The sequence below is a fragment of the Finegoldia magna ATCC 53516 genome (assembly GCF_000159695.1).
Classification (GTDB): Bacteria; Bacillota; Clostridia; order Tissierellales; family Peptoniphilaceae; genus Finegoldia; species Finegoldia magna_F.
Map to the genome: position 1 here is coordinate 1,691,951 of NZ_CM000955.1, position 25,630 is coordinate 1,717,580.

22 protein-coding genes and 1 pseudogene are annotated in these 25,630 nt (G+C 30.6%); 3 read left to right on the top strand and 20 right to left on the bottom strand.

Annotated elements, in window-relative coordinates; translation table 11 throughout:
• Nucleotides 1-2: 2 nt before the first annotated feature.
• The 10 genes from HMPREF0391_RS08185 to hflX form a co-directional block, all read right to left on the bottom strand.
• A complete protein-coding gene (locus HMPREF0391_RS08185) occupies nt 3-287 on the bottom strand; it encodes a co-chaperone GroES (RefSeq protein ID WP_002836581.1) in 285 nt (94 codons plus the stop codon).
• 178 nt (nt 288-465) lie between these two features.
• Nucleotides 466-1,350 (bottom strand): DNA-3-methyladenine glycosylase family protein, encoded by an 885-nt coding sequence (locus HMPREF0391_RS08190; RefSeq protein ID WP_035109549.1) that lies wholly within the window; start codon nt 1,348-1,350, stop codon nt 466-468.
• Nucleotides 1,350-2,615 carry a Glu/Leu/Phe/Val family dehydrogenase gene (locus tag HMPREF0391_RS08195; protein ID WP_035109551.1) on the bottom strand — a complete coding sequence of 422 codons (1,266 nt, stop codon included), beginning with the start codon at nt 2,613-2,615 and terminating at the stop codon, nt 1,350-1,352. Before HMPREF0391_RS08195 ends, HMPREF0391_RS08190 begins: the two co-directional genes overlap by 1 nt.
• A 4-nt stretch (nt 2,616-2,619) precedes the next feature.
• Nucleotides 2,620-4,017 carry a glycine--tRNA ligase gene (locus HMPREF0391_RS08200; protein WP_035109553.1) on the bottom strand — a complete coding sequence of 466 codons (1,398 nt, stop codon included), beginning with the start codon at nt 4,015-4,017 and terminating at the stop codon, nt 2,620-2,622.
• 228 nt (nt 4,018-4,245) lie between these two features.
• Nucleotides 4,246-4,839, bottom strand: coding sequence for an SOS response-associated peptidase (locus HMPREF0391_RS08205; protein WP_002836585.1), 594 nt, complete (start codon nt 4,837-4,839; stop codon nt 4,246-4,248).
• Nucleotides 4,840-4,869: 30 nt separating this feature from the next.
• Nucleotides 4,870-5,616, bottom strand: coding sequence for a prolipoprotein diacylglyceryl transferase (gene lgt, locus HMPREF0391_RS08210; protein ID WP_002836586.1), 747 nt, complete (start codon nt 5,614-5,616; stop codon nt 4,870-4,872).
• 2 nt (nt 5,617-5,618) lie between these two features.
• Nucleotides 5,619-6,344, bottom strand: a complete 726-nt coding sequence (locus tag HMPREF0391_RS08215; protein ID WP_002836587.1) for a YebC/PmpR family DNA-binding transcriptional regulator — start codon at nt 6,342-6,344, stop codon at nt 5,619-5,621.
• 12 nt (nt 6,345-6,356) lie between these two features.
• Entirely contained in the window at nt 6,357-7,082 is a 726-nt protein-coding gene (gene nadE, locus HMPREF0391_RS08220; protein WP_002836588.1) for an NAD(+) synthase, read from the bottom strand.
• 39 nt (nt 7,083-7,121) lie between these two features.
• Nucleotides 7,122-7,766, bottom strand: coding sequence for a YigZ family protein (locus HMPREF0391_RS08225; RefSeq protein ID WP_035109564.1), 645 nt, complete (start codon nt 7,764-7,766; stop codon nt 7,122-7,124).
• On the bottom strand, nt 7,753-9,009 hold the full coding sequence (gene hflX / locus HMPREF0391_RS08230) for a GTPase HflX (RefSeq protein ID WP_035109567.1): 1,257 nt from the start codon (nt 9,007-9,009) through the stop codon (nt 7,753-7,755). The genes HMPREF0391_RS08225 and hflX overlap by 14 nt, the downstream gene beginning before the upstream one ends.
• Before the next feature lie 127 nt (nt 9,010-9,136).
• On the opposite strand from hflX, the gene HMPREF0391_RS08235 reads away from it, so the two are divergent.
• Nucleotides 9,137-12,082, top strand: coding sequence for a penicillin-binding protein 1A (locus tag HMPREF0391_RS08235; protein ID WP_002836591.1), 2,946 nt, complete (start codon nt 9,137-9,139; stop codon nt 12,080-12,082).
• 147 nt (nt 12,083-12,229) lie between these two features.
• Here HMPREF0391_RS08235 and HMPREF0391_RS08240 read toward each other — a convergent pair whose 3' ends face one another.
• The 6 genes from HMPREF0391_RS08240 to HMPREF0391_RS09675 are packed head-to-tail and all read right to left on the bottom strand — an operon-like array spanning nt 12,230 to nt 18,343.
• Nucleotides 12,230-12,937 carry an HAD family hydrolase gene (locus tag HMPREF0391_RS08240; protein ID WP_002836593.1) on the bottom strand — a complete coding sequence of 236 codons (708 nt, stop codon included), beginning with the start codon at nt 12,935-12,937 and terminating at the stop codon, nt 12,230-12,232.
• Nucleotides 12,927-14,357, bottom strand: coding sequence for a CehA/McbA family metallohydrolase (locus tag HMPREF0391_RS08245; RefSeq protein ID WP_002836595.1), 1,431 nt, complete (start codon nt 14,355-14,357; stop codon nt 12,927-12,929). Before HMPREF0391_RS08245 ends, HMPREF0391_RS08240 begins: the two co-directional genes overlap by 11 nt.
• A 51-nt stretch (nt 14,358-14,408) precedes the next feature.
• A complete protein-coding gene (locus tag HMPREF0391_RS08250) occupies nt 14,409-15,734 on the bottom strand; it encodes an ABC transporter substrate-binding protein (RefSeq protein WP_002836596.1) in 1,326 nt (441 codons plus the stop codon).
• Nucleotides 15,735-15,751: 17 nt separating this feature from the next.
• Nucleotides 15,752-16,579 carry a carbohydrate ABC transporter permease gene (locus HMPREF0391_RS08255; protein WP_002836598.1) on the bottom strand — a complete coding sequence of 276 codons (828 nt, stop codon included), beginning with the start codon at nt 16,577-16,579 and terminating at the stop codon, nt 15,752-15,754.
• An 8-nt stretch (nt 16,580-16,587) separates the two neighbouring features.
• Entirely contained in the window at nt 16,588-17,517 is a 930-nt protein-coding gene (locus tag HMPREF0391_RS08260) for a carbohydrate ABC transporter permease (RefSeq protein ID WP_002836600.1), read from the bottom strand.
• Between the two features lies 1 nt (nt 17,518).
• Nucleotides 17,519-18,343 carry an ABC transporter ATP-binding protein gene (locus HMPREF0391_RS09675; protein ID WP_080545260.1) on the bottom strand — a complete coding sequence of 275 codons (825 nt, stop codon included), beginning with the start codon at nt 18,341-18,343 and terminating at the stop codon, nt 17,519-17,521.
• 96 nt (nt 18,344-18,439) lie between these two features.
• On the opposite strand from HMPREF0391_RS09675, the gene HMPREF0391_RS08270 reads away from it, so the two are divergent.
• Nucleotides 18,440-19,426, top strand: a complete 987-nt coding sequence (locus HMPREF0391_RS08270; RefSeq protein WP_002834841.1) for an IS30 family transposase — start codon at nt 18,440-18,442, stop codon at nt 19,424-19,426.
• 1 nt (nt 19,427) lies between these two features.
• On the opposite strand, the pseudogene HMPREF0391_RS08275 reads toward HMPREF0391_RS08270, so the two are convergent.
• A pseudogene (locus tag HMPREF0391_RS08275) lies at nt 19,428-19,706 on the bottom strand (ATP-binding cassette domain-containing protein); the annotation flags it as partial.
• A 209-nt stretch (nt 19,707-19,915) separates the two neighbouring features.
• Between HMPREF0391_RS08275 and HMPREF0391_RS08280 the strand changes: the two are divergent.
• Nucleotides 19,916-20,689, top strand: a complete 774-nt coding sequence (locus HMPREF0391_RS08280) for a DeoR/GlpR family DNA-binding transcription regulator (RefSeq protein WP_002836607.1) — start codon at nt 19,916-19,918, stop codon at nt 20,687-20,689.
• A gap of 86 nt (nt 20,690-20,775) precedes the next feature.
• Here the strand turns inward: HMPREF0391_RS08280 and HMPREF0391_RS08285 are convergent, their stop codons facing one another.
• The 3 genes from HMPREF0391_RS08285 to uvrA form a co-directional block, all read right to left on the bottom strand.
• Nucleotides 20,776-22,050, bottom strand: coding sequence for a sensor histidine kinase (locus HMPREF0391_RS08285; protein WP_002836608.1), 1,275 nt, complete (start codon nt 22,048-22,050; stop codon nt 20,776-20,778).
• Nucleotides 22,050-22,739 (bottom strand): response regulator transcription factor, encoded by a 690-nt coding sequence (locus HMPREF0391_RS08290; RefSeq protein ID WP_002836609.1) that lies wholly within the window; start codon nt 22,737-22,739, stop codon nt 22,050-22,052. The genes HMPREF0391_RS08285 and HMPREF0391_RS08290 overlap by 1 nt, the downstream gene beginning before the upstream one ends.
• A gap of 62 nt (nt 22,740-22,801) precedes the next feature.
• Nucleotides 22,802-25,621 carry an excinuclease ABC subunit UvrA gene (gene uvrA / locus HMPREF0391_RS08295; protein ID WP_002836610.1) on the bottom strand — a complete coding sequence of 940 codons (2,820 nt, stop codon included), beginning with the start codon at nt 25,619-25,621 and terminating at the stop codon, nt 22,802-22,804.
• Nucleotides 25,622-25,630 lie beyond the last annotated feature (9 nt).

The window sequence follows — 25,630 nt, forward strand, 5'->3', positions numbered from 1 at the left end:
TCCTATTCTACAACTGCTAGAATATCTTCATATTTAACTAAGATATATTCTGTGTCTTCTAGTTTTATTTCTGTTCCAGCGTATTTTGAGTATATAACTTTATCTCCAACTTTAATGTTGCCTTTCATTTTTTCATCTTCTTCTACTTCAGATCCAATAGCTAAAACTTCTGCATAAACAGGAGCTTCTTTAGCTGAAGATGGGAGAACTATTCCAGAGAATGTTTTTTCTTCTTCTTTTTCTTGTTTTTTTAATACTAATCTATCACCAATAGGTTTTAAATTCATGATATCCTCCTTCAGAATCTTTTGTTAGCACTCTAACCTGTTGAGTGTTAATCCTCTTATATAATAAACCACGTTTTTGTTTAAATCAAACGTATTTATTAGTATTTAAAAGCAAATAACTCAGTTTATTTTGATATTTCTTTTTTTATTTCTATTTTCTATGATGAAATTCTCAAAGTTATTTTCCGATAGTGTTTTCTCTTCCATAGTAGAATAAATATTGCTGTGCATATCCAGCATAATCTCCAAACAAATCGTCAGCGTACTTTGCAATCAAATTTTTATTTGTTTCTTCTTTTATAAACAAATACTCCATAACTCTTTTTATCCACACATCAACCGGAAATGTATTGTGTCTATTGTATGAGAAAAGCATTATACAATCGGCAACTTTAGGTCCTACTCCCGGAAGTTTGATTAATTCTTTTCTTAATTCTTCATTTGATAAATTATCTATTTCAAATATATCAAACTCATTATCTGCAACCATTTTTGCCACATCTACAATTCTTTTATCCCTAAATCCAACGCGACACACTTCTCTCATTTCTTCCACTGGTACTTTTTCTAAATCTTCAGGCTTAGGAAAAGAATACAATTTTCTACCGTTAAATTCGCCCAATAATTTACCGTAATTTTCGCAAATTAAATTTACCGATTTCATAATTCTAGGTATTTGATTGTTTGCTGATATAATAAACGAAATTATTGTAGAGAATTTATCTTGGTTCAATATTCTGATTCCATCACCATATTCTAACGCGTTTTTCAAAGTTTCATTGAAAGATAATTCTTCTTTAATTTTTGAATAATCTGTTTTCAAATCAAAATAATTTTCCCATTTTTTATAGTAATCATCTTCTGTGCAGTTCTTAATATAAACGTAATCTCCAACCAAACTTACATTACAGTACATGTCGCCATCAACAGTTGTGTATGACATATCATCTTCTTTGTACCATCTAAACGCCTGCCCACATTCAAAAATGTGGGTAGGGTTAAAAGATGATTGTTTAATTTTAGTAAGTTTTAATTCATCATTAAATTCTATTTGTGTTTGCATTAATACCATCCGCGTATTTTCATTGTTTCGCTAATTTTTTTGATTGAATGTACATAAGCAGCTTGTCTCAAAGTTATATTAAGCTTTTCGGATAATTCCCAAATTTCATTAAATGATTTATTAATCAAATAATATTCTTTTTCTCTAACTTCTTCCTCAGACCAATAATATCCTGCTTTATTTTGTACCCATTCAAAATAAGATACAGTGACTCCTCCAGAGTTTGCCAAAATATCTGGAACAATAACTACATTTTTTTCATTTAAAATTTCATCTGCATCCTTTGTTATAGGTCCATTTGCACCTTCTACAATGATTTTCGCTTTAATTGAATTAACATTTTCAGTTGTAATTGCATTTTCCAAAGCAGCAGGAATCAAAACATCAACATCAGCTGCGAAAAAATCCTCATTTGAAATTACTTCACATCCTTCAATACTAGCGAAGTCTTTTTCTTTCGTTTGAGAGATTTCATAGCATTCTTCAAAATTGAATCCGTCTTCCTTGTGAATTGCAAATACTCCTCTTTGTTTATTGTATTCCATGATGTAATTGACTTTCATACCATGTTCAAGCACATATTTTAAAGTATAAATACCAACATTGCCTAATCCTTGTAAGGCAACAGTTGTTTCTTCTAATTTTTTATTTAAATTTAGAACTGCTTTTTTTGCGCTTAAAGCTACTGAAAATCCTGTAGCTTCTGTTCTTCCCAAGGAACCTCCAAATTCAATCGGTTTACCAGTGAAAGTTCCGATTTGATTAGTACCAGTTAATTTGTTGTACTCATCAGCCATCCAACTCATAATTTTCCCATTTGTATTAACATCTGGAGCTGGAATATCAAAATCTTCTCCTAAATATTTGTACATTCCATCAACAAATCCTCTAGATAATCTTTCCAATTCACCTTCAGAAAGCTTTGATGGATCTACAATTATTCCACCTTTTCCTCCACCATAAGGTAGGTTTGTTACTTGGCATTTAAAAGTCATCCATATAGATAAAGCTTTAACTTCATCCAAGTTAACATCTTCTCTAAATCTCAATCCACCTTTTGTAGGACCCATTGCATTATTATGTTGTGATCTGTAACCCTTAAACACTTTCATTGAACCATCATCCATTTTCACTGGAATATTTATTTCAATTACTCTGTAAGGATCTTTCAATAATTCATAAACGCTATCGTCTAAATTTAAAATATCACAAGCTTTTTTTATTTGATATCTTGCATTTTCTAACGGATTCAATGTTTCTGTCATATAATTAAAACTCCATTTCTTTATTAACAAATTCTATAATTTCTTCAACTGTCATTCTCTTTTGTTCCATAGTGTCTCTATCTCTGATAGTAACTGTATTATCTTCTAAAGTATCAAAATCTATCGTTACACAATATGGAGTTCCTGCTTCGTCTTCTCTTCTGTATCTCTTACCAATTGAACCAGCATCATCAAAATGAGTCATAAAATTCTTAGCTAATTCGTTATAAATTTCCATTGCTTTATCATTTAATTTTTTAGTTAAAGGAAGAACTGCAACTTTATATGCCGCTAATGCAGGATGAATCTTTAAAACAGTTCTTGTAGAATTGTCTTCTAATTGTTCTTCTTCATAAGCATCGCACAAGAACGATAAAAACATTCTGTCTACACCTACTGATGGTTCTATGCAATATGGAATGTATTTTTCGTTTGTAGATGGGTCCATATATTCTAGCTTTTCTCCAGAACCTTCACTGTGTTTTGACAAATCATAATCAGTTCTATCGGCAATTCCCCATAATTCTCCCCATCCAAATGGGAATAGATATTCAAAGTCTGTTGTAGCTTTTGAGTAGAATGATAGTTCTTCTTGTTCGTGGTCTCTAAGTCTTAAGTTTTCTTCTTTCATTCCCAAATTTAATAAGAATTCTCTACAGAAATTTCTCCAATATTCGAACCATTCCAAATCAGTGCCAGGTTCACAGAAGAATTCTAATTCCATTTGTTCAAATTCTCTTGTTCTAAAAATAAAGTTACCTGGAGTGATTTCGTTTCTGAAAGATTTACCTATTTGACCAATTCCAAAAGGAATTTTCTTTCTTGAAGTTCTTTGAACATTTTTGAAATTCACAAAAATACCTTGTGCAGTTTCAGGTCTCAAATAAATTTCTGATTTGTTATCTTCAGTAACCCCTTGGAAAGTTTTGAACATCAAGTTGAATTTTCTGATATCTGTAAAATTGTGTTTACCACATTCAGGACATTTTATGTCTTCTTTTTCTATAATATCTAACAATTCTTGTTCTGATTTTCCATCTAATCCAGTTATTTCTTCATTTTTTTCATTCATGAAATAATCTTCAATTAATTTATCAGCTCTAAATCTAGATTTACATTCTTTACAGTCGATTAATGGGTCTGAGAATCCACCAACATGACCAGAAACCACCCAAGTTTGAGGATTCATAAGTATAGCAGCATCCAAGCCAACATTGTAAGGACTTTGTTGGATGAATTTTTTCCACCAAGCTCTTTTGATATTATTCTTGATTTCAACACCTAAAGAACCATAGTCCCAAGTATTTGATAATCCTCCATAAATTTCACTACCAGGAAATATTATTCCCCTTGATTTACATAAGCTCACTATTTTTTCCATAGTTTTTTCTTCGTTTTTCATAAAACCCTCCATTTTTTTGAATAATAAAAAATCCCCGAAGTAAAACTTCAGGGACGAAATGTATTTTCCGCGGTTCCACCCTAATTATGATAAAACATCACTCTTAGAATTATTAGCTCCAGACTGCCGTTATAACTTGTTAATTTTCACCATACATTAACTCTCTGTAATTGTTATATTATTTATCCTTCTTCGCTTTTCAATATTCATATAAATTATATCATAAATTTACAAAAATGTTAATTGACTATCCGATAAATTTTCCATATCTAAGTCAATAAAATTTGTCAACAAAAACTCGTGAATTTCTTTGGAATTTTCTCCGTACAAATATGTTTGTTCAAAAGATTGCGGCAATATAATTGGCATTCTAGTATGAATATCAGATATTGATCCTTTAGCCTCTGTAGTGAGCATACTCACATGTCTTATACTGGTTTCTTGACTTTTATATTCTCTGAAAATACCTGCGATAGAAAATATTTTTTGATTCGTAAAAGTTAATCTGTACTTATCTTTGTTTTTCTGATTCCACTCAAAAAATGCAGTAGCAGGAATCAAACATCTTCTGTATTCGAAATCTTCCTTGAAAAACTTTGAAGTATAAATCTTTTCGATTCTAGAATTTATTATAGATTTTTTCATAAAATCAACGTCAATTCCCCACCTCATATAATCAAAATCATCACATAAAGTTAAAATTTGTTGCCCAGGGAATACTTCTGTTTTTGGATTAAATTTTGTGATTTGTTTTTTATTGTATCTTTTTAATAAATCAAGTTTACTTATATTCAGTTCAAATCTAGAACACAAATATATCACCTCTTTTATATTTGTAAAAAGCCAGATGATTTACTTTTCATCTGACTTAACAATTTGCTTTTTATATTTAATTTGTAAAATTATTCCTGCAATTACAATTGCAATACTTACTAATTGACTCACTCTTAATGCTCCAATGTACAAGCTATCAGTTCTGAGTCCTTCTACAAAAAATCTCAATATTCCGTATAAAATCATGTATAAACTTGTTATTTGTCCATCAAATTTCTTCTTGTTTTTAAATATATACACCAATATTAAGAATATAATAAAATCTCCAAGAGATTCGTACAAGAATGTAGGATGAACTTTTACACCATCTATTGTAATTGCCCAAGGAAGATTAGTTGGAGTACCATAAGCTTCCTTATTTATAAAATTACCCCATCTACCAATTGCTTGTCCCAGTGCAATCGCCGGCATAAAAATATCCAGCATTTTCAAAAATTTAAGATTTTTCTTCTTACAAATAACATAACAAGTAATAACTGCGGCAATTATTCCTCCATAAATCGCCAATCCACCGCCGCGAATATCGATGATTTCTCCTAAATTTTTGGAATAATAATCCCATTCAAATATTACATAATAAGCCCTTGCTCCTACAATTGCAATAGGAAGTGCCCAGACTAAAATGTCCAATATGGTATTTTCTGAAATATTTTCTACTTTAGCTAACTTTACAGCTACTACATAGCCTAAAATCACCCCTAAAGTAATCAATATTCCATACCACATTATATCTATTCCAAAAATAGAAAAAGCTACCCTGTCCATTTTTATTCGTTATCCCAGTTATGACTTACTTGTTGAACGTCATCACTATCTTCTAGATTATCGATTAATTTTTCCATTTTATCAACATTAGCTTCGTCGTTGATTTTAACGTAATTTGATGGTTCATAAACCAAATCAGATTTTACGAATTTGTATCCTTTATCCAACAAAGTATCTCTCACTTGTGCAAAATCTTCCATAGCTGTGTTAATTACAAAAATTCCATCATCAGCTTCAAAATCTTCCGCGCCAGCATCTAAACTGTCCATCATTACTTCTTCCTCGTCCAAAGAATCTGCATCGATTAATAACAGACCTTTTCTTTGGAACATAAATGATACAGAACCATTTTGTCCAAGATTTCCGCCGAATTTATCAAAATAATGTCTAACATCTGAAGCAGTTCTATTTCTGTTATCTGTCAAGCATTCAACTATAACAGCCACTCCTTCTGGACCGTATCCTTCATATACAATGTTTTCGTAATTTGCAGAATCTCCGTCTCCACTCGCCTTTTTAATTGCTCTATCGATGTTATCGTTAGGCATATTTTCTGCACGAGCTTTTTCTATAACAGATTTTAAACTAGGATTGTATTCAGGATCAGCTCCACCTTCTCTAACGGCAACAGTTATCGCTCTTGCCATTTTTGTGAATACTTTACCTCTTCTAGCATCTTCACTACCTTTTTTGTTTTTTATTTTGCTCCATTTATTATGTCCTGACATAAAATCACATCCTTAATATTTATTTCTATCGAACTCAAATGATTTCGCAAATTTTCTTTTGTGTTCGCTTTGTCTTATCTTTTTATCAATCAAATCTTTGGATTTAGTTTCAGAATTATTCATCAAATAATTATCTAGTTCTTCGTAAGTGAATCCAAACTCATCTTCATCTGTTTGACCTTCCCACAAACCAGCGCTAGGTTTTTTATTTATAATTATATCTGGAACTCTCAAAACTTTCGCCATTTCGAAAATATCTGTCTTGTACAAATTCAAAAGTGGCATTAAATCAGCTCCACTGTCGCCGTATTTTGTAAAATATCCAGTCATAAATTCAGAACGATTTGATCCAGATAGCACCATATATCCGTTGTTTTGTGCGTAATAGTACAAAGTTATCATTCTAAGTCTTGGCTTAATATTTGATGCAGCCATTTCTACAGAAGTTTTCTCAAAAGTTTGTATCAATGCATCAAAACCACCATTCAGATCGACTTTTTTACAATTCAAATCAATCGCTTCTGCTAATATTCTAGCATCTTCTTCGTCTTTGGGATTGCTTTTTATTGGCATAATCAAACCTAAGGCGTTATCCCCAAAAGCTTTTTTGCACAGACAAGCTAACACAGCACTGTCGATTCCACCGCTAATTCCAAAAACAGCACCTTTTAGATTAGCTGATTCGACTTCTTCTTTTATCCATTTTATTATATCTTCACATAATTTTGCGTAATCCATTTTAATCCACCTTCAAATTTTATCACAATTTACATCATTTTAAAATATTAACTTACCATTTAGTGATGATTGGTAAGTAAATTCAATCATCGTAAACTTTATATTATCGTTGGTCAAATCAATTAATTTGCCTTCTACTTCCTGATATTTGTCTTCATCTAATAAAATATCGAAAACAACTTTGTCTGAGTATTGTTTATCAGCTACGTAAATATCATTATTCATCAGAAAGTTTTCAATACTACCAACATTGGTGTAGTCAAATTCTATCTGAAAATTTCTAAATATTTTCTTGTCTACGATAACCGACTCATTCAAACACTCACTTGAAGCTTTTGTGTATGCTCTGATGAGTCCACCTGCTCCTAGTTTAATTCCGCCGTAGTATCTTGTAACAACTACACAAACATTAGTCAAATCTTCTTTTTTAATTACTTCAAGGATTGGAATACCTGCTGTTTGGGAAGGCTCACCATCATCGTCAAATCTCTGAATTAATTTGTCCTCTCCAATGATATATGCAGAACAATTGTGAGTTGCGTCACTGTATTTTGTTTTTATACTATCCACAAAATCCAAAGCTTCTTCTTCTGATTCCACAAACTTACAATTTCCGATAAATTCTGATTTGTTTATTACAAAAGAAAAAGGTACGCTTTTGTGAATACTTCTATAATTTTTCATATATAAATTCCTCATATTTTTCTATCTCTGATTCAGAAATCTCAACCTTAAGACGTACATCTTCATTATTATATGATACATCTTCACATTTAAAAATTTGTAAAATTGTGTTCAGAACGTCCTGATGATCGTAGTCAAATCTCATTTTAACACATTTGTAATTGCCATATAATTCTTCTTGAATTTTGTACAATAACATTTCGATGTCTTCATCGTTAAAAGCTGATATCTTAACTTTATTTTCCAAATTATACGGGAAAATCACGTTAGGATTTTTATCAGATTTATTAAATACCGTAACCATTGGTTTGTCCAATACTTTTAATTCTTTTAATATATCCATCGTTGTAGTGATTTGATTGTCCAAATCAGAACTTGAAGAATCTAATATAAATAAAATCAAGTCAGAATGTTTCAAATCCAACAACGTTGACTTAAATGCTTCGATTAAATCTGTTGGAATATCTTTAATAAATCCAACGGTATCTATTACAAGGCATTGTTTTTTATTTGGTAATGTACATTTTCTCAAAGTAGTGTCCAGTGTTTTAAATAGTAAATCCTCTGTTTCAAACTCTTCCGTGTACTTATCTTTGTAGAAATTCACCAATTTGTTGGACAAAGTAGACTTACCAGCATTTGTGTATCCAACCATACTCACCATTTTTATATCTGATTTTAGTCTTTGTTTTCTCATGTTTTCTTGACTTTTATCAATACTTTTTAATTCTCGTTTTACATTGTCAATTTTCTTTTGGATAGTTCTTCTATCTACTTCAAGTTTTGTTTCCCCAGGACCCCTAGTTCCAATCCCACCACCAGTTCTGGATAAGTGATCTCTGAATCCAATTAATCTTGGAAGTCTGTATTTGTATTCTGCAAGTTCAACTTGTAGCACACTTTGTTTTGTTTTAGCTCTACTTGCAAATATATCTAAAATTAAATTTGTTTTGTCTACTATTTTAAGTCCAGTTATATCTTCCAAGTTTTTTATATTTGAACCAGATAGTTCTACATTAAATATCAAAGTTGTTACGTCCATTTTTTCTGCAGCATCTTTAATCTCCAGACATTTCCCTTTTCCTATGTAATATTTTGAATCAATAAAGTTTTTTCTAACTTCTGAAATTGCGCAGACTTCACCGCCAGAAGATTCAATCAAACTTTCCATTTCTTTTATATCTTCATCGTTTATTTTTTTGTTTTTAAATTCAAAATAAACTAAAATTGTTTTTTCTTTCATTGTTGCTCCTTTATTTATATTATATAATAATCTTCCTTTAAGTAAAATGTACTTCGTATTTCTAGGAATATATGTTGAATCTACACTTTGTGGTATAATAGTGTATATACATTTTATGGAGGAATTTATGAATAAAGATAAAAATATAATATTGAAATCCATAAAAATTTTAATATTATGTTTGATTTGTATATTTGCATTTGTAGGTGGATTAATCGGAGTAGCTGGAGTTCGAGCTATGCAATTAGCTCCAAAGGTTAATCCCGAAGAAATAAATAATATGATGAATCAAACATCAGAAATTTTGGATCAGGATGGAAATTTAATCGAGAAAATCAAAACCACTGAATATAGAGAGGTTGTTAAATTAGATAAGATACCAAAATACATGATGGATGCTTTCACATCTGTGGAAGATGAAAGATTTTACAAACACAATGGTGTGGATCCTATCGGTATCACATCAGCTATTTTTGATAATTTAAAATCTGGTTCTATGAAACGTGGAGCAAGTACTCTAGCTCAACAATTAGCTCGTAATTTGTACTTAACGAATGAAAGGTCATTTGATAGAAAATTCAAAGAAGCTTATTTGGCAATGGAATTGACAAACTACTTAGGCAGAGAAAAATTATTGGAAACATATATGAATACTGTTTTCTTGGGACAAAATGCTTACGGAGTTCAAGCTGCCGCCGAAATTTACTTCAAAAAAAACATAGATGAATTAACTTTATCAGAATGCGCTACCCTTGCAGGAATCGTGAAGAGTCCTACTAACTTAGCATTATACAAGGCGATTGAACCAGGTCAAGTAAAAGATCAGTCAAAAATCGTCGGAGAAGTTACTTTAAGCGGTGAAACATACAAAGCTGTCTACAATCAACAAACTATCGACAGAAGAGATTACGTTCTTAAAAAAATGCTAGATAACAATAAAATCACAAAAGAAGAATACGACAAAGCTCTTCAAGAAAACATCGCAGCTAATATAAAACCGGGAATTAAAAACGTAGATAACCTGTCCAACTACTATTCAGATATTATCTATGAACAAGTTATTGCAAAACTTATCGAAAAAGGTTACTCACAACAAGAAGCTAAAAGCAAACTAATCAATGGTGGACTAAAGATATATTCATGTGTTGATATGAATATGCAAAGTAATTTGGAAAAATTATACGATAAAAAAGTCGATGATATTATCGCAGATGGTTCATCAGCAAATTTATTAAAATGGTCAAGCGATGACGGCAGAAACATTACAAACGCTTTAAATGAAGTTATTTATTTTAGAAAGAAAAATATAATCAATGACAACGATGAGTTCTTTATTTCACCAGATCAATACACTAAAAACCCAGATGGTTCTGTCACTTTTAATTATTCAAAATCAATTAAAGTAAAACAATATGGAAAATATTTGGATTTGAAAGATTATTACTCAGTAAACGATAGTAATAATTTGGTAACTCATAAAATATCTTCAATCAATATTGGTGGCAAAAATTTGAATACAGATGGTGAAGGTAACATCACAATCTCAAGCCAATATATAAAAGAAAATCCAAATTTAATCAAATACGACAACAATGACAATTTGATTTTTGCTAAGGATTTCTACACTATAAATGAGGATGGAATCAAACAACCACAATCATCAAGTGTGGTTGTCGATAAAACAACTGGACAAATCAAAGCTTTGGTCGGTGGAAGATATTCAGATAATAAAGATACTACTAACAGAGCATCTGATATTCCTAGACAAGTTGGTTCTAGTATGAAACCTTTAGGTGTATATACTCCAGCATTAGACAATGGATATTCCCCTGCATCAGGCTTAGATGATTTACCTCACTACAACGAAAAGCACGAATTATGGCCTCAAAACTGGTATGAAGGTTATGAAGGGCTGGTTTCTCTTAGATATGCTGTAGAAAATTCAATTAACGTTACTGCAGTAAAAGTTTTAGAAGATATTGGAATTGAAAAATCAAAAAGTTATTTAGAAAAATTTGGATTAATTAATGCAAAAAATCCTAAAGCTGATAACTATATTAGTGCTGCTGAAAATACTTCTGAAAATGATGAAAACACATCAGCAATGGCACTTGGTTCATTAACTAAAGGATTTACTCCTGTTGAAATGGCGGGAGCATATAATGCTATTAATAACAGTGGACAATACAGAGAGCCTATTTCATTTACAAAAGTTACTGATAGTTTGGGTAAAGTGATCATAGAAAATCCACAAAAGCAAAACGAAGTTGTAAGTCCTCAAATTGCATACATTATGAGAGACATACTAAGAACATCTACTGACTACAACTATTCCAAATATGCAAGGTTAGACGGTTTTGATATTGGTGGAAAAACAGGTACTACAAACGACTACCAAGATGTTTGGTTTGTTGGAATGAGTCCATATTATACTATTAGTACATGGCTAGGTTTTGACAATCAACAATTAAAAATGACTCAAATTAGCCAGAAAAAAGTTGTACAAATTTGGAGTGCAGTAAATAGATATACTTTAGAAGATAAAATTCCAATTAAATTTGAAGAACCAGATGGAATAGTAAGAGTTAAAGTTGATACTTTAGCAAATAAACTTCCAAGCAAATACAGTTGGAGAGATCCTCGAGGAATTGTAAAAGAAGAAGTCTACAAAGCAGGCACAGAACCAACTGAAGTTTCCGATTTGTATGAATCTAGGAGAATTGACGTTGTAGATGGAAAATTAGCAACGGACAAAACTCCTCCATGGGAATTAGGATGGGGAGTTTTCATAAAAAGAGACCCTCCTTACAAGCCATCAGAACATAACAATATAATTCCAAAAGACTGGAAATATAGTATGCCTGGTTATTCTGACAGAACAATCTTCAATATTTTTAAACCTAAGTACAAAGATGACGAAGACAAGGATGACAAGAACAAAGACGATAAAGAGGACAAAGACGATAAAGATAACGACAAGAAAGACGACGAAAAAGAAAACAATAGAAATAACAGAAATGGCAACAATAGAAAGCGAAACAATAACAATTCATCGGACAATAATGATAACTAACACTCGATTATAAAACTTTATAATCTTTATTCAAAAAACCACCTGATTAGAAAATATTTCCAATCAGGTGGTTTATCTTTTAAAACAAATAGATTTAATCAAAAAATAAGGTAATACTTTTACTTCATTATATTTGGTAACAATTTATTATCGAAGCTTATTATGATTATCTATTACAGATAATATATCGCATGGTGATTTTACAACTACGTCAGCAGAATTCAACAGCATTTTTTCTGTTCCGACACCAGATAAAACACCTATTGAAAGTCCAGCGTGTTTTCCTAATTGCATATCTATGTCAGAGTCACCTACAACTGCAACTTCATTTATATCTAGAGAAAATTTTTTGCAAAAAGCTTGTAACGCTTGTGGATTCGGCTTATTCAAATATCTATCTCCACTCCCTAAGAATTCAATATATTTTTCTAATTTAAGAATTTGAAAGCAAAACCTAGCTTGACGGTAATTATCTGCAGTAATTACACCGATTTTTATGCCATCATTTTTTAATTCATTGAATAATCCATCTAAATCACAGGTCTCCTTAATCATGTTAGAATGACTTTTTAAATATTCAGAAAAAAATTCTTCCATATTTTCATAAATTTCATCATCAGAATTTAAAATATACATACTAATTACTTCAAATAATTCATCCATCGTCCCTGATGCTAGAATACTATTTTCTCTAATTGTCGAATCACTTTTTATTCCGATTTTTTCTCTTATATCTTTTTTTACTTCTTCAGATAATGAATATTCATTGAATAGTTCTTCAACTGCGCATCGCCATATATCTGAAAACTCAATCAACGTACCATCTTTATCAAATATTATCCCTCTAATTTTCATATTTTTTTACCATTAAGTCTTTCCAGTATTTCATACTTTGAGTTTTTTTATCTCGATTAAAGAATATCGGATTAGTAAACCCATACAAATTATCATCTTCGTCAGTTATATCAAGTCTAATCCAATGATATTTTAAATCTATTTCTTGATTCAATTTTGATACTAATCCTTTTTCTTTCAAAATTGTCTTTCCATCGACAATCCAATTATGGTATAGATCGAGATCATGAAATGTTTCGTTAGTTAGTTTGCTTTCTAAGAACACTTTTCCCTCAAAAGAGTTATTTTCTCTATTCAAGCCGTGTGAATTAAGGTCAATAAAATCTTTTCTCGATACTACGACATCTCCTTGTACAAGAGCTTGTTTTAAATCATTCCAAGAATTACTTTTTGAATATAAATATGTTTTTGGATCTCCTAATATAGAAGGATATTTAGAATTTGCATATTTTTCATTTGGTCTTAAATGTGAGTCACTACCTCCTATTCCCACAACCTTGTATCCATCATTCAGTAGACAATTCCATTTGTCTATTGCATCATTAGTTGCATTTATGGATGTTTTATATGTTGGATCATTAATTATTTCCAAGATTTTAACATATTCAAGTGGCAAATCACCTAGCAAAAAATCCCAAGGAGGCATGAATGGATGATTTATTGATACTATAGAGTATTTCTCAGCCTCCTTAATTATCTCTATAAGTGAAGGTTTATTCTCTATCTCAAATATAGAATGTTCTTCAAACGGATTTTTTTCTGAAAACAATAAGTTTATATGACCATAACTTGATGTAATCTCAACACCTGGATATATACATACATCATCAGAATTGGGCCATTTATAATGAAAAATATTATGATCTGTTGGAATAAAAAAATCAAGATTCTGTTTTTTCGCTATATCATTATTCTCTTCTCTTGTCATTTTACCGTCTGAAAATATAGTATGTGTATGAAAATCACCTGCATACCATTTCATTTCATCATATATGGTATTTTCAGATATTTTTGGTCGTTCAATTAAACTTATTTCTTTTAATTTATGATTAAATTCATCCTCTTCTTTTACTAGTATACTTGCTGTATTAGACTCAACCTCTCCATAAATTGCATATTCTATTGTCCATTCACCTTGAAAAGTTTCACTTGATTTTAGTGTTTTGCAACAAGGAGAAGTGTAATCGCTTATTGTAGATATGCATCTTGTTCCATCTTTTGAATTAGTAACAATCTGTCCATACAAATTCTTGTCCGGTCCAAATAAATACATAAATAATAAATTTTTATTGTTTTTCCAACTTATCGATATTGTGATTACATTACATTTTATATTAAAAGTAATTTTATCATATTTTTTTTTGAGATTTGTTTCTAAGAAATTATTCCTATCATTATTAAACAGTAATCTATCTTTCATTAGTTATCTCCAAAAATTATCATATTTCATTCAAATTTCTATTCGAACAATCTATTTATTAATCTTATCTAATGCTTCTTGAGCTACTTTTTGAGCTTCATCCAATGCTTGTTTTGTTGGAATATTTTGTAACTCAATTTTATCTGCTGCAATACTCAAAGCATCAGTAATCTTTCCTTTTGTTGGGTCAACAAATACTGGTGTAGCTTTAAGCGCTTGTTGATATGGTACAACTGCATAAGGATTTTCTTTTGTAAAAGCTTTGTAATCCTCATCCTCCATAGCGCTTTTTCTAACTGGAATGTATCCTGTTTTCATTGACCATTTCGCTGAAATTTTTGGACTAGTAAAGTATGATATCCATTCAAATGCAGCTTGTTGTTGTTCTTTAGAAGCTGCTTGTGGTACAACTAAATAATGTCCACCAGCTTGTGGTTTTCCTGGCTTTCCATTCAATCCTGGTTGAGGACATGATCCGATAATTTTAAAATCCAAATCACCTTTGTCCCCTGAAGATCCTGTATAACTCATAGCTTGTCCGTTCATCACATTATCAATTGTTCTGTACCAGTATTCCCATCCTTGTCCTCCGGATTCAATCTTTGCAGTTTTGTTTTCAAAAATTTGTTTTCTAATAAAATCCCATGATTCAATCCATTCAGGTGAATTTATTGTAACTTTTTTTCCATCTTCACTAAGGATTGATCCTCCATTGCTCAAAGCTATATCGATAAGATTATCAGCACCCCACATTGGAAGATGTCCCCATTTTGTAACACCTTTTTTTTGTATTTCTTTAGATGCATCATATACTTTTTCCCAAGAAGAATAAGCTTCTTCTGGCTTAATGCCCGCTTTATTCAATAAATCTTTCCTATAATACATTACTTGTGTTGTTCCATATGCAGGTATCGCATAAATTTTACCATTAATCTTTGCCGGTTTCATTAGTACATCAAGATAATCAGATTCTGGTGTCTTATCATTCATAAATGTGGATAAATCTACAGCTATTTGTGATTCAGCCATTTCAGAAATCTTACTTCCTATAAAAACTGCTGGTGGTTGTTTAGCAGCTATTGCAGCTTGAACTTTTTGATACGTTTCGTTGTAATCGGCTTGTTGTACCCCTACAACCTTTACTTTATCTTGTGATGCATTAAAATCTGCAATAATTGATTCCATTGTCTGACCTGCAACAGACCCTAATCCATACCAAAATTGAATTTCAACCTTTTCCTTTTTGCTGCTATCTTCTGATGCAACATTAGAACCACTGCTATTTTCATTTTGTGCTTTTTTAGCAGATTCTGAACAACTTGTAAGCATTAATATACCACAAAGTATCATTAATGAAATTTTTCTTAATTTTCTCATTTTTCCCTCCTAATTTTTTATCCTTTTATTCCGCTATCGCTTATTCCTTCAATAAACCACTTCTTTAAAATTAAAAATAAAATTAATAGTGGTAATACTGATATAGTGTTTGCAGCCATCAACATCGGTAAATTCTGTGTGAAATTCCCTTTTGAATTAAAGAAAATATTTAATCCCACACTTATGAGATAATTTTTCTTACTGTTTGTTATTAGAGATGGCCACATATAGTTATTATACATAATAACAAACTGTATCAATGCTGTTGTTAATATTGTAGATTTAGAAAGTGGAACCATAACTTTCCATAATATTTGCCAATTATTTGCTCCATCCATCTCAGCTGCTTCTATCATTTCTTTAGGTACAGAAGAAAAAGTTTGGTAAACCATATATATCGTAAACACACTTACCACATTAGAAATAATAATTCCTGGTATTGTATCAATTAAATTCATCTTTGCAAGGATAACATAACTCGGAACATACGTCGCTGCTGCTGGAAGCATATATGTCAAGAGAATAGATCCAAACAAAATCTTTTTACCTTTGAAATCAAACTTCGATAAACCATATCCCATCAAAATTCCAAGCAATAGTTGTAAAACAACTATTGCAAATGCTGTTATAATACTATTAATTATATAAAGATCGAATGGTGCTTTTTCTAATGCACCTATGAAATTTCTAAAATCTAATACTTCAGGAAACAGGTTTAATGGTTGTTGAATAATTTTATTTGCTGTTTTAAAAGAATTTGTAGCCATCCATAATAGCGGAAAAAAAGCTAATATACTTACAAACGCTAATAATAATAAATTGATTATTTTTTTTATTTTATTCATTTTAGCTCCTATTTTACTAGTTTCTTTTGCATATAGAACATGATACTAGCTAGTATTCCTGTGATAATTACCATTATTATTGCAATAGTTGTAGCTTTGCCCATATTAAATTGTTCAAATGCCATCTGATAAAATAAGTATAATAATGTTCTAGTTGATCCAGCTGGACCTCCTCTAGTTAGTACAGAAATCTGATCATAAGCCTGAATTGAATTTATCAGACTTATGATTCCTAGAAACAATGTCGTTTTTATTGTTAGTGGAAAATAAATATATTTAATTTTTTGGAATGAGTTTGCTCCTTCCAAATTACAAACTTCAAATAAATCTTTTGGTATTTTACTTATTGCATCTGAATAATACAGCATCGCCCATCCAGCTGTTTTCCAAACAGTAACTATCATAACAGCTATAAGAGCATATTTAGAATCCATTAGCCAATTTGGACCATTAATTCCCAAAAATTTTAAACAATAATTAATTAATCCAACACTAGGCCTGAACATCCAACTCCATACAATACTCATTGCAACCATTGGAGTAATCCATGGCGAAAATAAAAATCCTTGAAAAATATCTTTTCCTTTTTTTACTTTCTCGATTATTAGGGCCATTAGAAAACCAATTATTAAAGTCGGGCATACTGTTCCAAAACCAAATAAAATTGTATTCTTTAAAGCTTGCCAAAATTCTGAACTTTTAAGTATCTCTGAATAATTTTTTAAACCAATTATATTAAATTTTGGACTAATATAATCCCAATCGGTAAAACTTATCATAAAAGAAATAATCATTGGAATGAACCAAAAAACCAATAATGGTAATAATGGAATAAGTATATATATTATGAAGTTAGGAACATTCAAACTATTTCTTTTAATATCTTTTATTTTTCTATTATTATCTTGATGCTTTGTTACACTTTTTACATTGTCCATATTAATCCTCCAAAAATAATCTCATTTCTGTTTTTGGATCAAAAAACAATAATTTATTTGCATCAAATACAATGTTTAATTCGTCCTTATCTTTTATATATCTATTAGCATCTGTATTTATAGTAATTTTATTTCCATATAACTCAGCGTGAATATTATAATCAGCACCAAGCAATTCTATTAACTTCACCGGAACTTTAATTCCTGAATCATTATTAGAAATTTTGATGTTCTCGGGTCTAATTCCTAATACAACATCTTTAGCAGAATCTTGGTTAACATCGCATATATAATTACTTGATTCATCATAGAATTTCGCGTCTTCAATTTTCCCTTTTATAAAATTCATCGGTGGAGACCCTAAGAATCCCCCGACGAACATATTATTAGGATTAGAGTAAAGTTCTTCCGGCGTCCCGACTTGTTGAATAATCCCATCTTTTAAGCAAACAATTCGACTTGCCATGGTCATTGCTTCTGTTTGATCATGTGTTACATAAATAACTGTAGAACCTAAATTTTGTTGTAATTCTACTAATTCTTTTCTCATGTGAATTCTTAACTTTGCATCCAAATTTGACAAAGGTTCATCCATTAAAAATATTTCAGATTCTTTTACTATTGCTCTCCCTAATGCAACTCTTTGACGTTGACCACCAGATAACTCAATAGGTTTTCTTTTAAGATAAGGTGTCAAACTTAACATTTCCGCTGTTTTTCGAATGCTCTTATCTCTTGTATTTTTGTCAACACCTCTGATTTTTAAACCAAATCCGATATTGTCATAAACATTTAAATGAGGATATAATGCATAGTTTTGGATAATTTATCATAACAAGTGCAACATAAAATAACTCATAGCTAATCAGCTGTGTTAATATGTAAGTGACCAAACAAAACATATTAAAAGGAGCGATTAACTATGAGCTATAACCATCTTACCATAGAAGAGAGATCTTGTATCTATCAATTTTTAAATTTAGGAATGAGTATAAGAAAAATTGCACAAGCACTTAAAAGGTCACCTGGTACAATATCTCGAGAAATTAAAAGAAATTCTTCTAAAATAAAATCCAGTAGAGGAAGTTACACTAAATACTTCCCAATAAAGGCAAATGACAAATATCGTCATAGAAGGAAAGATTGTCATAGGAAAACCAAGTTTTCTAAAGATGTTATTGAGTATTTAACTATAAAAATTAATGAACATTGGTCACCTGAACAAATATCAAATAGAAATACAAATTCTATTAATCATATACCATCTACATCAACTATATATAGGCTTATACACGCAAAAAAACTGCCAAAAACCAGTATGGAAAATTTGAGAAGAAAAGGAAGATTTAAAAGACCAGCAGAAAAAAGAGGAAAATTTAACGATAAAGGCAGAACTATTAAGAAAAGACCTAAAGAAATATACAAAAGGCAAGAGCTAGGTCACTGGGAAGCAGATACAGTAGAATCAGGCAGGTTCGATCATAAAAGAAAAAGTGGATACTGTTTCGTAACTTTAGCAGAAAGAAAATCTAGATACTATATAGCAATTCTAGTTGAAAATAGAAAATCAGAAAATGTAACACCTGCAATAATCAATGCACTAAAAGATTTTCCCAAAGAATTAGTGAAAACAATAACTTTTGATAGAGGTAAAGAATTTTCAGAATTTGAGAAAATAGAAAAAGAGTTAGGATGTAAAACTTATTTTTGTGACCCCTACTGTGCATGGCAAAAGGGTACAAATGAAAATAGTAATGGACTTTTAAGGGAGTTTTATCCTAAGGGTATGGATTTATCGGAAGTAAATATTAATGATTTAAATTATAACTTAAGTTTAATGAATAATAGACCTAGAAAATGTATACAATATAAAACACCTAAAGAAGAACTTTTTGGTTTCTTACCATAGGTGTTGCATTTGATTTGACAATTAGTCTTTGAAATACCATTGCAGTTCCTCTATCCTTAGGAGCAACATCGTTCATTTTTTTTCCATTAATAAATAAATCACCTTCAGATATATCTTCCAATCCAGCAATCATTCTGAGTGTTGTAGATTTTCCACAACCACTAGGCCCTACAAAAACTATGAACTCTTTATCTTCTATCTCTAAATTAAAGTCGGTAACCGCAGATTTTTTGCTATTTTCATATCTTTTGTAAATATTTCTTAGAGAAATTTTGCTCATTTAACCTCCTTATTATGTGTTTTTCACAATTTTATATTTGTTTTTGTTGTTTTATTTTTGCTTATCTTTGTTTCCTAATCTTATAATAATCTTTAGGTGTTAAAAAATATTAATGTATTCGTAAAATATACGTAAATAAGCTAAAATAAAAACATAAAAATTATTTTTAATATGCTATAATAAAAATGAGGTGAAAATTTTAAAATACTATGCTAAAAAATGATAGATTAAATAAAATATTACAAGATTTAAATAAACATGGTAGCATCACAGTCCAAAATTTATCGAAAAATTTTAATGTTACTCCTGAAACTATACGCCGTGATCTAGAAACATTAGAAAATGAAAATAAATTAAAAAGAGTCTATGGAGGTGCTATTTTAATTGACGAAAACATTCCAGAATTTGATTTGATTACAAGAAAAACAATCAACATTGAAAAAAAAATAAATTTAGCTACTATAACTACTGACTTTGTTAAAGAAGGTTCTATGATAGCTCTAGACGACAGTACGACAAATGTAGAAATATCTAAATCATTAATAAAACAATTTAACAATATCTCATGTATAACGAACTCTCTGTCAATAGCACAAATATTAGCTACTAATCCTTCTATCAAAATATTACTTGCTTCTGGAAGACTTAATAATAAAGATTTATTTACATACGGATTATCAGCAATAAATTTTATCAAAATGTACCATCCTGATATATTTTTTATGAGTGCAAGTGGTATAAATTTGAAACACGGAATTATGGATTATGGATTTGATCAATATGATATAAAAACTACAATGAAGCAGGTCTCCTCAAAAACATTTTGTGTAGCTGATAGTACAAAATTTGGAAATACAGCAACTATTAGAGTTTGTAATTTTAATGAAGTTGATGGAATTATTACCGACCAGAATTTAGATTCTCAAATTAAGGAGAATTTCTCGGAATTAGGAATAAATCTTTTTTATCCGGAAAATAATTAATATTAATTGAAGTTATATAAAAATAATCCCCGCTATAATAAATAAATTAAAGCGGGGTGGCAATGTGGATCATGTAATTTTGTATTCTATTTTACTTTCTTTTTTCTAGTTACTTTAAAATTAATCTCATAAATAAATCTATCGTCATCAATTGATATTTTACTTGTTCCTCCAAGCAATTCTATCAAATTCTTCGCAATGTACAAACCAAGTCCACTACCTTCAGAATGGCGTGACCTTTCCCCTCTTACAAATTGCCCCATCAATTCTTCTGCGCTCACTTCAATCTTATTCTTGGATACATTAGAAAATTTCAGAATAATATTGTCATCGACTACATCACATTCACCGTATACTTTTGTGTTAGGTTTTGAATACTTCACAATGTTACTAAAAATATTTTCGATTACACGAGATAACTTTGCACCATCTGTCATCATCAATACTGTTTTTCTTTTATCACTATATTCAAAATCCAGTCCCAACTTATTGAAATCAGAATCAAATTGACCGTAAACTTGCAATACTAATTCATTCAGCTCTACAACTTCCATTTCAATATCAATATTTCCTGTTCCAGTTTTAGAAGCATAAATCAAATCTATTACCATAGTTTTCAATCTTTTAGCGTTATATTCTAGAATTTCAATATATCTTTTCTTTTCGGCTTCATCTGTTTCATGATTCAGCAAATCCACGTAATTTATAATAGAAGTTAAAGGTGTTTTGATATCATGTGAAATATTTGTAATCAATTCAGTTTTCATTTTTTCTGAATTGATTTTATCTTGCATTGTACTAATAACCGAATCATGTAAATGGTTAATCAAATACACAGAGTCTTTGTAAATTTCGTCGTCAATAAACACATCAATGTCTTTTCCAGAATACATAGCCTCAACTTTTTTGTTAAGCAGTATTTTGCCAAGATTATTGATTAAAATTGATATGTAAATTTTCGCTAAAATTGCACCGATGAATATAATCCCAAACAAATTCCTATTTGTAACCATAATCGTTGCCATAGTATACATTAAAAAAATCAAAGTTAATAATGACTCAACATAAATATTGTAGTATTTTCCTTTGAAATTACTAATGAATTGATATATTAAAAATGCATTCTTTTTCTTTTTGTAAATAGTCCTTACTACCTTGACCATTGAATAGAAAAAAGCAAGCATCGCATATATCAACGTTATGGCAACTGAAAAATTATATACATTAATTATATTTTCAATAAAAAATGATACAGTGAATACAAGAATAAAACCAAAACTAAAATACAGTAGTAAATCTACCAATTGTTTTTCAACATAACCATCGATAGATCTAAAACTTTTCTTTATCCAGTTTATCATTAAATATCCTCTATCTTATATCCCATTCCATACACAGATTTAATCAAATCAGGTCTTCTAGGATTGATTTCAACTTTTTCTCTGAGTCTTGATATGTGGACTGAAACTATTTTTTTTACATCATAAGGAGGAGCTTCCCACACATTTTCATAAATTTCTTCTGATGTGAATACTATTCCCTTGTTTTTCAATAAAAGTAAAATTATTCCGTACTCATAAGGAGTTAACTTTATTTCTTCACCATCAATCAATACTTCTTTTTTGTCGTCGTTGATTGTCAATCTTCCTGCTGAGAACACATTACCATTTAAAGAATTGTCTTTGCTAAGTTCTAATCTTCTCAAACAAGATTTGATTCTAGCCAATAATTCTACAGCATCGAAAGGTTTCGTAATATAATCGTCAGCACCCAAATTCAATCCCATAACCTTATCATTCAGTTCGCTTTTTGCAGACAAAATTATGATTGGCGCGTTAGATACTTCTCTTATTTTTTGAGTTAGTTCTAATCCGTCCATTCCTTCCATCATTATATCTACCAAAAATAAATCTATTTTATTCTTTTCCATTAATTCTAATGCATCGTAACCATTATAAGCCTTCAACACATTGTAATTATCTGTTTTCAAATATATTTCTATGGCTTTTACTATGTCTTTTTCGTCGTCGACAACCATAATATTGTACATAAAAAATCACCTTCTTAACTTTTATTATACACTAAAAATCAGAAGGTGATTATTACAAAAATTTAACGATTCAATTTTGGAACCAAATATTGCCCAGTATATGAATTTTTCTTACTAATTAATTTTTCAGGAGTTCCTTGGAAGATAACTTGTCCTCCACCATTTCCTCCTTCAGGTCCCAAATCGATAATATAATCCGCGACCTTAATAACATCAAGATTGTGTTCAATAACAATAACGGTATTCCCTTGATCCACAAGTCTTTGCAAGACTTCAATTAATTTATCAATATCTGCTGAATGAAGACCCGTAGTTGGTTCATCCAAAATATATACAGTTTTTCCTGTACTTTTTTTAGATAATTCACTGGCAAGTTTTACTCTTTGCGCTTCTCCACCGGATAATTCAGTTGAAGATTGTCCTAATTTAATATATCCCAAACCTACATCTTGTAAAGTTTGCAATTTATTTTTAATTGGCGGAAAATTTCTAAAAAATTCTAACGCTTCATCAATTGTCATATCCAAAACATCGGCGATGTTTTTGCCTTTGTATTTTACTTGCAAAGTTTCTCTGTTATATCTTTTTCCTTTACAAACGTCACATGGAACATAAACGTCTGGTAAAAAGTGCATTTCTACCTTTATAGTTCCATCGCCCTTACAAGCTTCACACCTTCCACCCTTTACGTTAAATGAAAATCTTCCTTTTTGATATCCTCTCATGTTTGCTTCAGGAGTCGATGCAAACAAATCTCTTATCAAATCAAATACTTTTGTATAAGTCGCTGGATTACTTCGTGGCGTTCTACCAATCGGAGATTGATCTATTTGTACAACTTTATCCAAATTTTCAATTCCAGTGGCTGATTTGAATTTACCATTCTTCATCTTCGCATTATTCAAATCTCTGGCTAATTTCTTGTAGACAATTTCGTTGACCAATGAAGATTTGCCAGATCCTGAAACTCCTGTAACACAGTTGAAGCATGAAAGTGCAAATTTCGCATTTATATTCTTTAGGTTATTTTCTTTGCAACCTTTAAATTCTAAATATCCATTTGGTTTTCGTCTTTGTTCCGGAACAGGAATTGCCAATTCGCCAGACAAATACTTCCCTGTAATGGATCTTTTTTCTTTTATAATATCATCAATAGTTCCACAAGCTACGATTTCGCCTCCATGAACACCAGCCCCCGGTCCGATGTCAACAAGATAATCGCATTCTTTCATCGTATCTTCATCGTGTTCAACCACTACCAAAGTATTTCCAATATCCGTTAAGTTTCTAAGCGCTTTAATCAATTTATCATTGTCTCTTTGGTGAAGGCCAATTGAAGGCTCATCTAATACATAGACAACGCCGACCAATGCAGATCCAATTTGTGTTGCCAATCTAATTCTCTGAGATTCTCCACCAGATAAAGTAGAAGCAGATCTATCCAAAGTCAAATAATCAAGCCCAACATCATTCAAAAATTGAAGTCTACTTATAATTTCCTTCAATATTTCGTCTCCAATAAATTTCTTGGACTCTTCCAATTCCAAATCTTTGAACCATTGAAGAGAATCTTTTACAGGCATTTGGCAAATTTCGTAAATATTTTTTTCATTTATGCGAACTGACAAATACTCATCTTTTAATCTAGCTCCATGACAATAATCGCATTCAACGTCAGTCATATACTCACCAATTTTTTGATGCATAGAATCTGTCGTACTTCTATTGTATCTTTCTTCTAAGTTTTTCAAAACTCCTTCAAATTTACCGTTGAATTTTTTTCGTCCAGAAAAATGGCTATCAAAAATAAATGAGAGATTTTTCTTAGATCCATTTAAAATTTCATTTATCATTTTCTTTGGAGCTTCTTTTATTGGTTTGTCCAATGGAAAATCATAAGAATCAGCAATTGCCTTTATTATTTCAAAATAATATCCACCTGGTTTCGAAGATTGATAAGGATCTATTGCACCTTGTAAAATAGATAATTCTTTATTAGGAATGACCAAATCTTCATCAACCTTTTTATGAAAACCAAGTCCATTACAATGCGGACACATCCCAAATGGATTATTGAAAGAAAAATCTCTTGGCTCTAATTCTTGGTAAGAAATATGTCCATCTGGACAACTCATTGATGTACTGTAGGAAATTACATCTTTGCCAATAACATCAACTTTTACATTATTTTCAGATAATCTCAGAGCAGTTTCTATAGAATCTGTTAGCCTTGAATCAATTCCTTCTTTAATTATAATTCTGTCGACAATTACATCAATATCGTGTTTTTTGTTTTTATCAAGTTCTATTTCCTCAGCTAATTCAACTTGCTCACCATCTACAATTGCTCTTATGAAACCATCTTTTCTCAAATTTTGAAGAAGTTTTTTAAATTCACCCTTTTTGCCTTTTACTACAGGACTTAAAATTTGAATTCTGGAACGTTCCTCTAATTCTTTCACACTATCTACAATTTGGTCGACAGTTTGGCTAACAATTTCTTTCCCGCAAACAGGACAATAAGCAGTTCCAACTCTTGCGAAAAGTAGTCTAAAATAATCGTATATTTCTGTAACAGTTCCCACTGTTGAACGTGGGTTGTTGTTAGTTGTTTTTTGGTCTATAGATATCGAAGGCGACAATCCTTCAATGTATTCTACATCTGGTTTATCCATTTGCCCTAAAAATTGGCGTGCGTAAGAACTCAAAGATTCTACATATCTTCGTTGCCCTTCCGCATATATAGTGTCAAATGCCAAAGAAGATTTACCTGACCCACTCAATCCAGTAAACACGACCATTTTATTCCTAGGAATGGTAAGGTCCACATTTTTTAGATTATTCTCCTTAGCACCTTTTATAACAATTTTATCTTTGCTCATTTTGCTCCT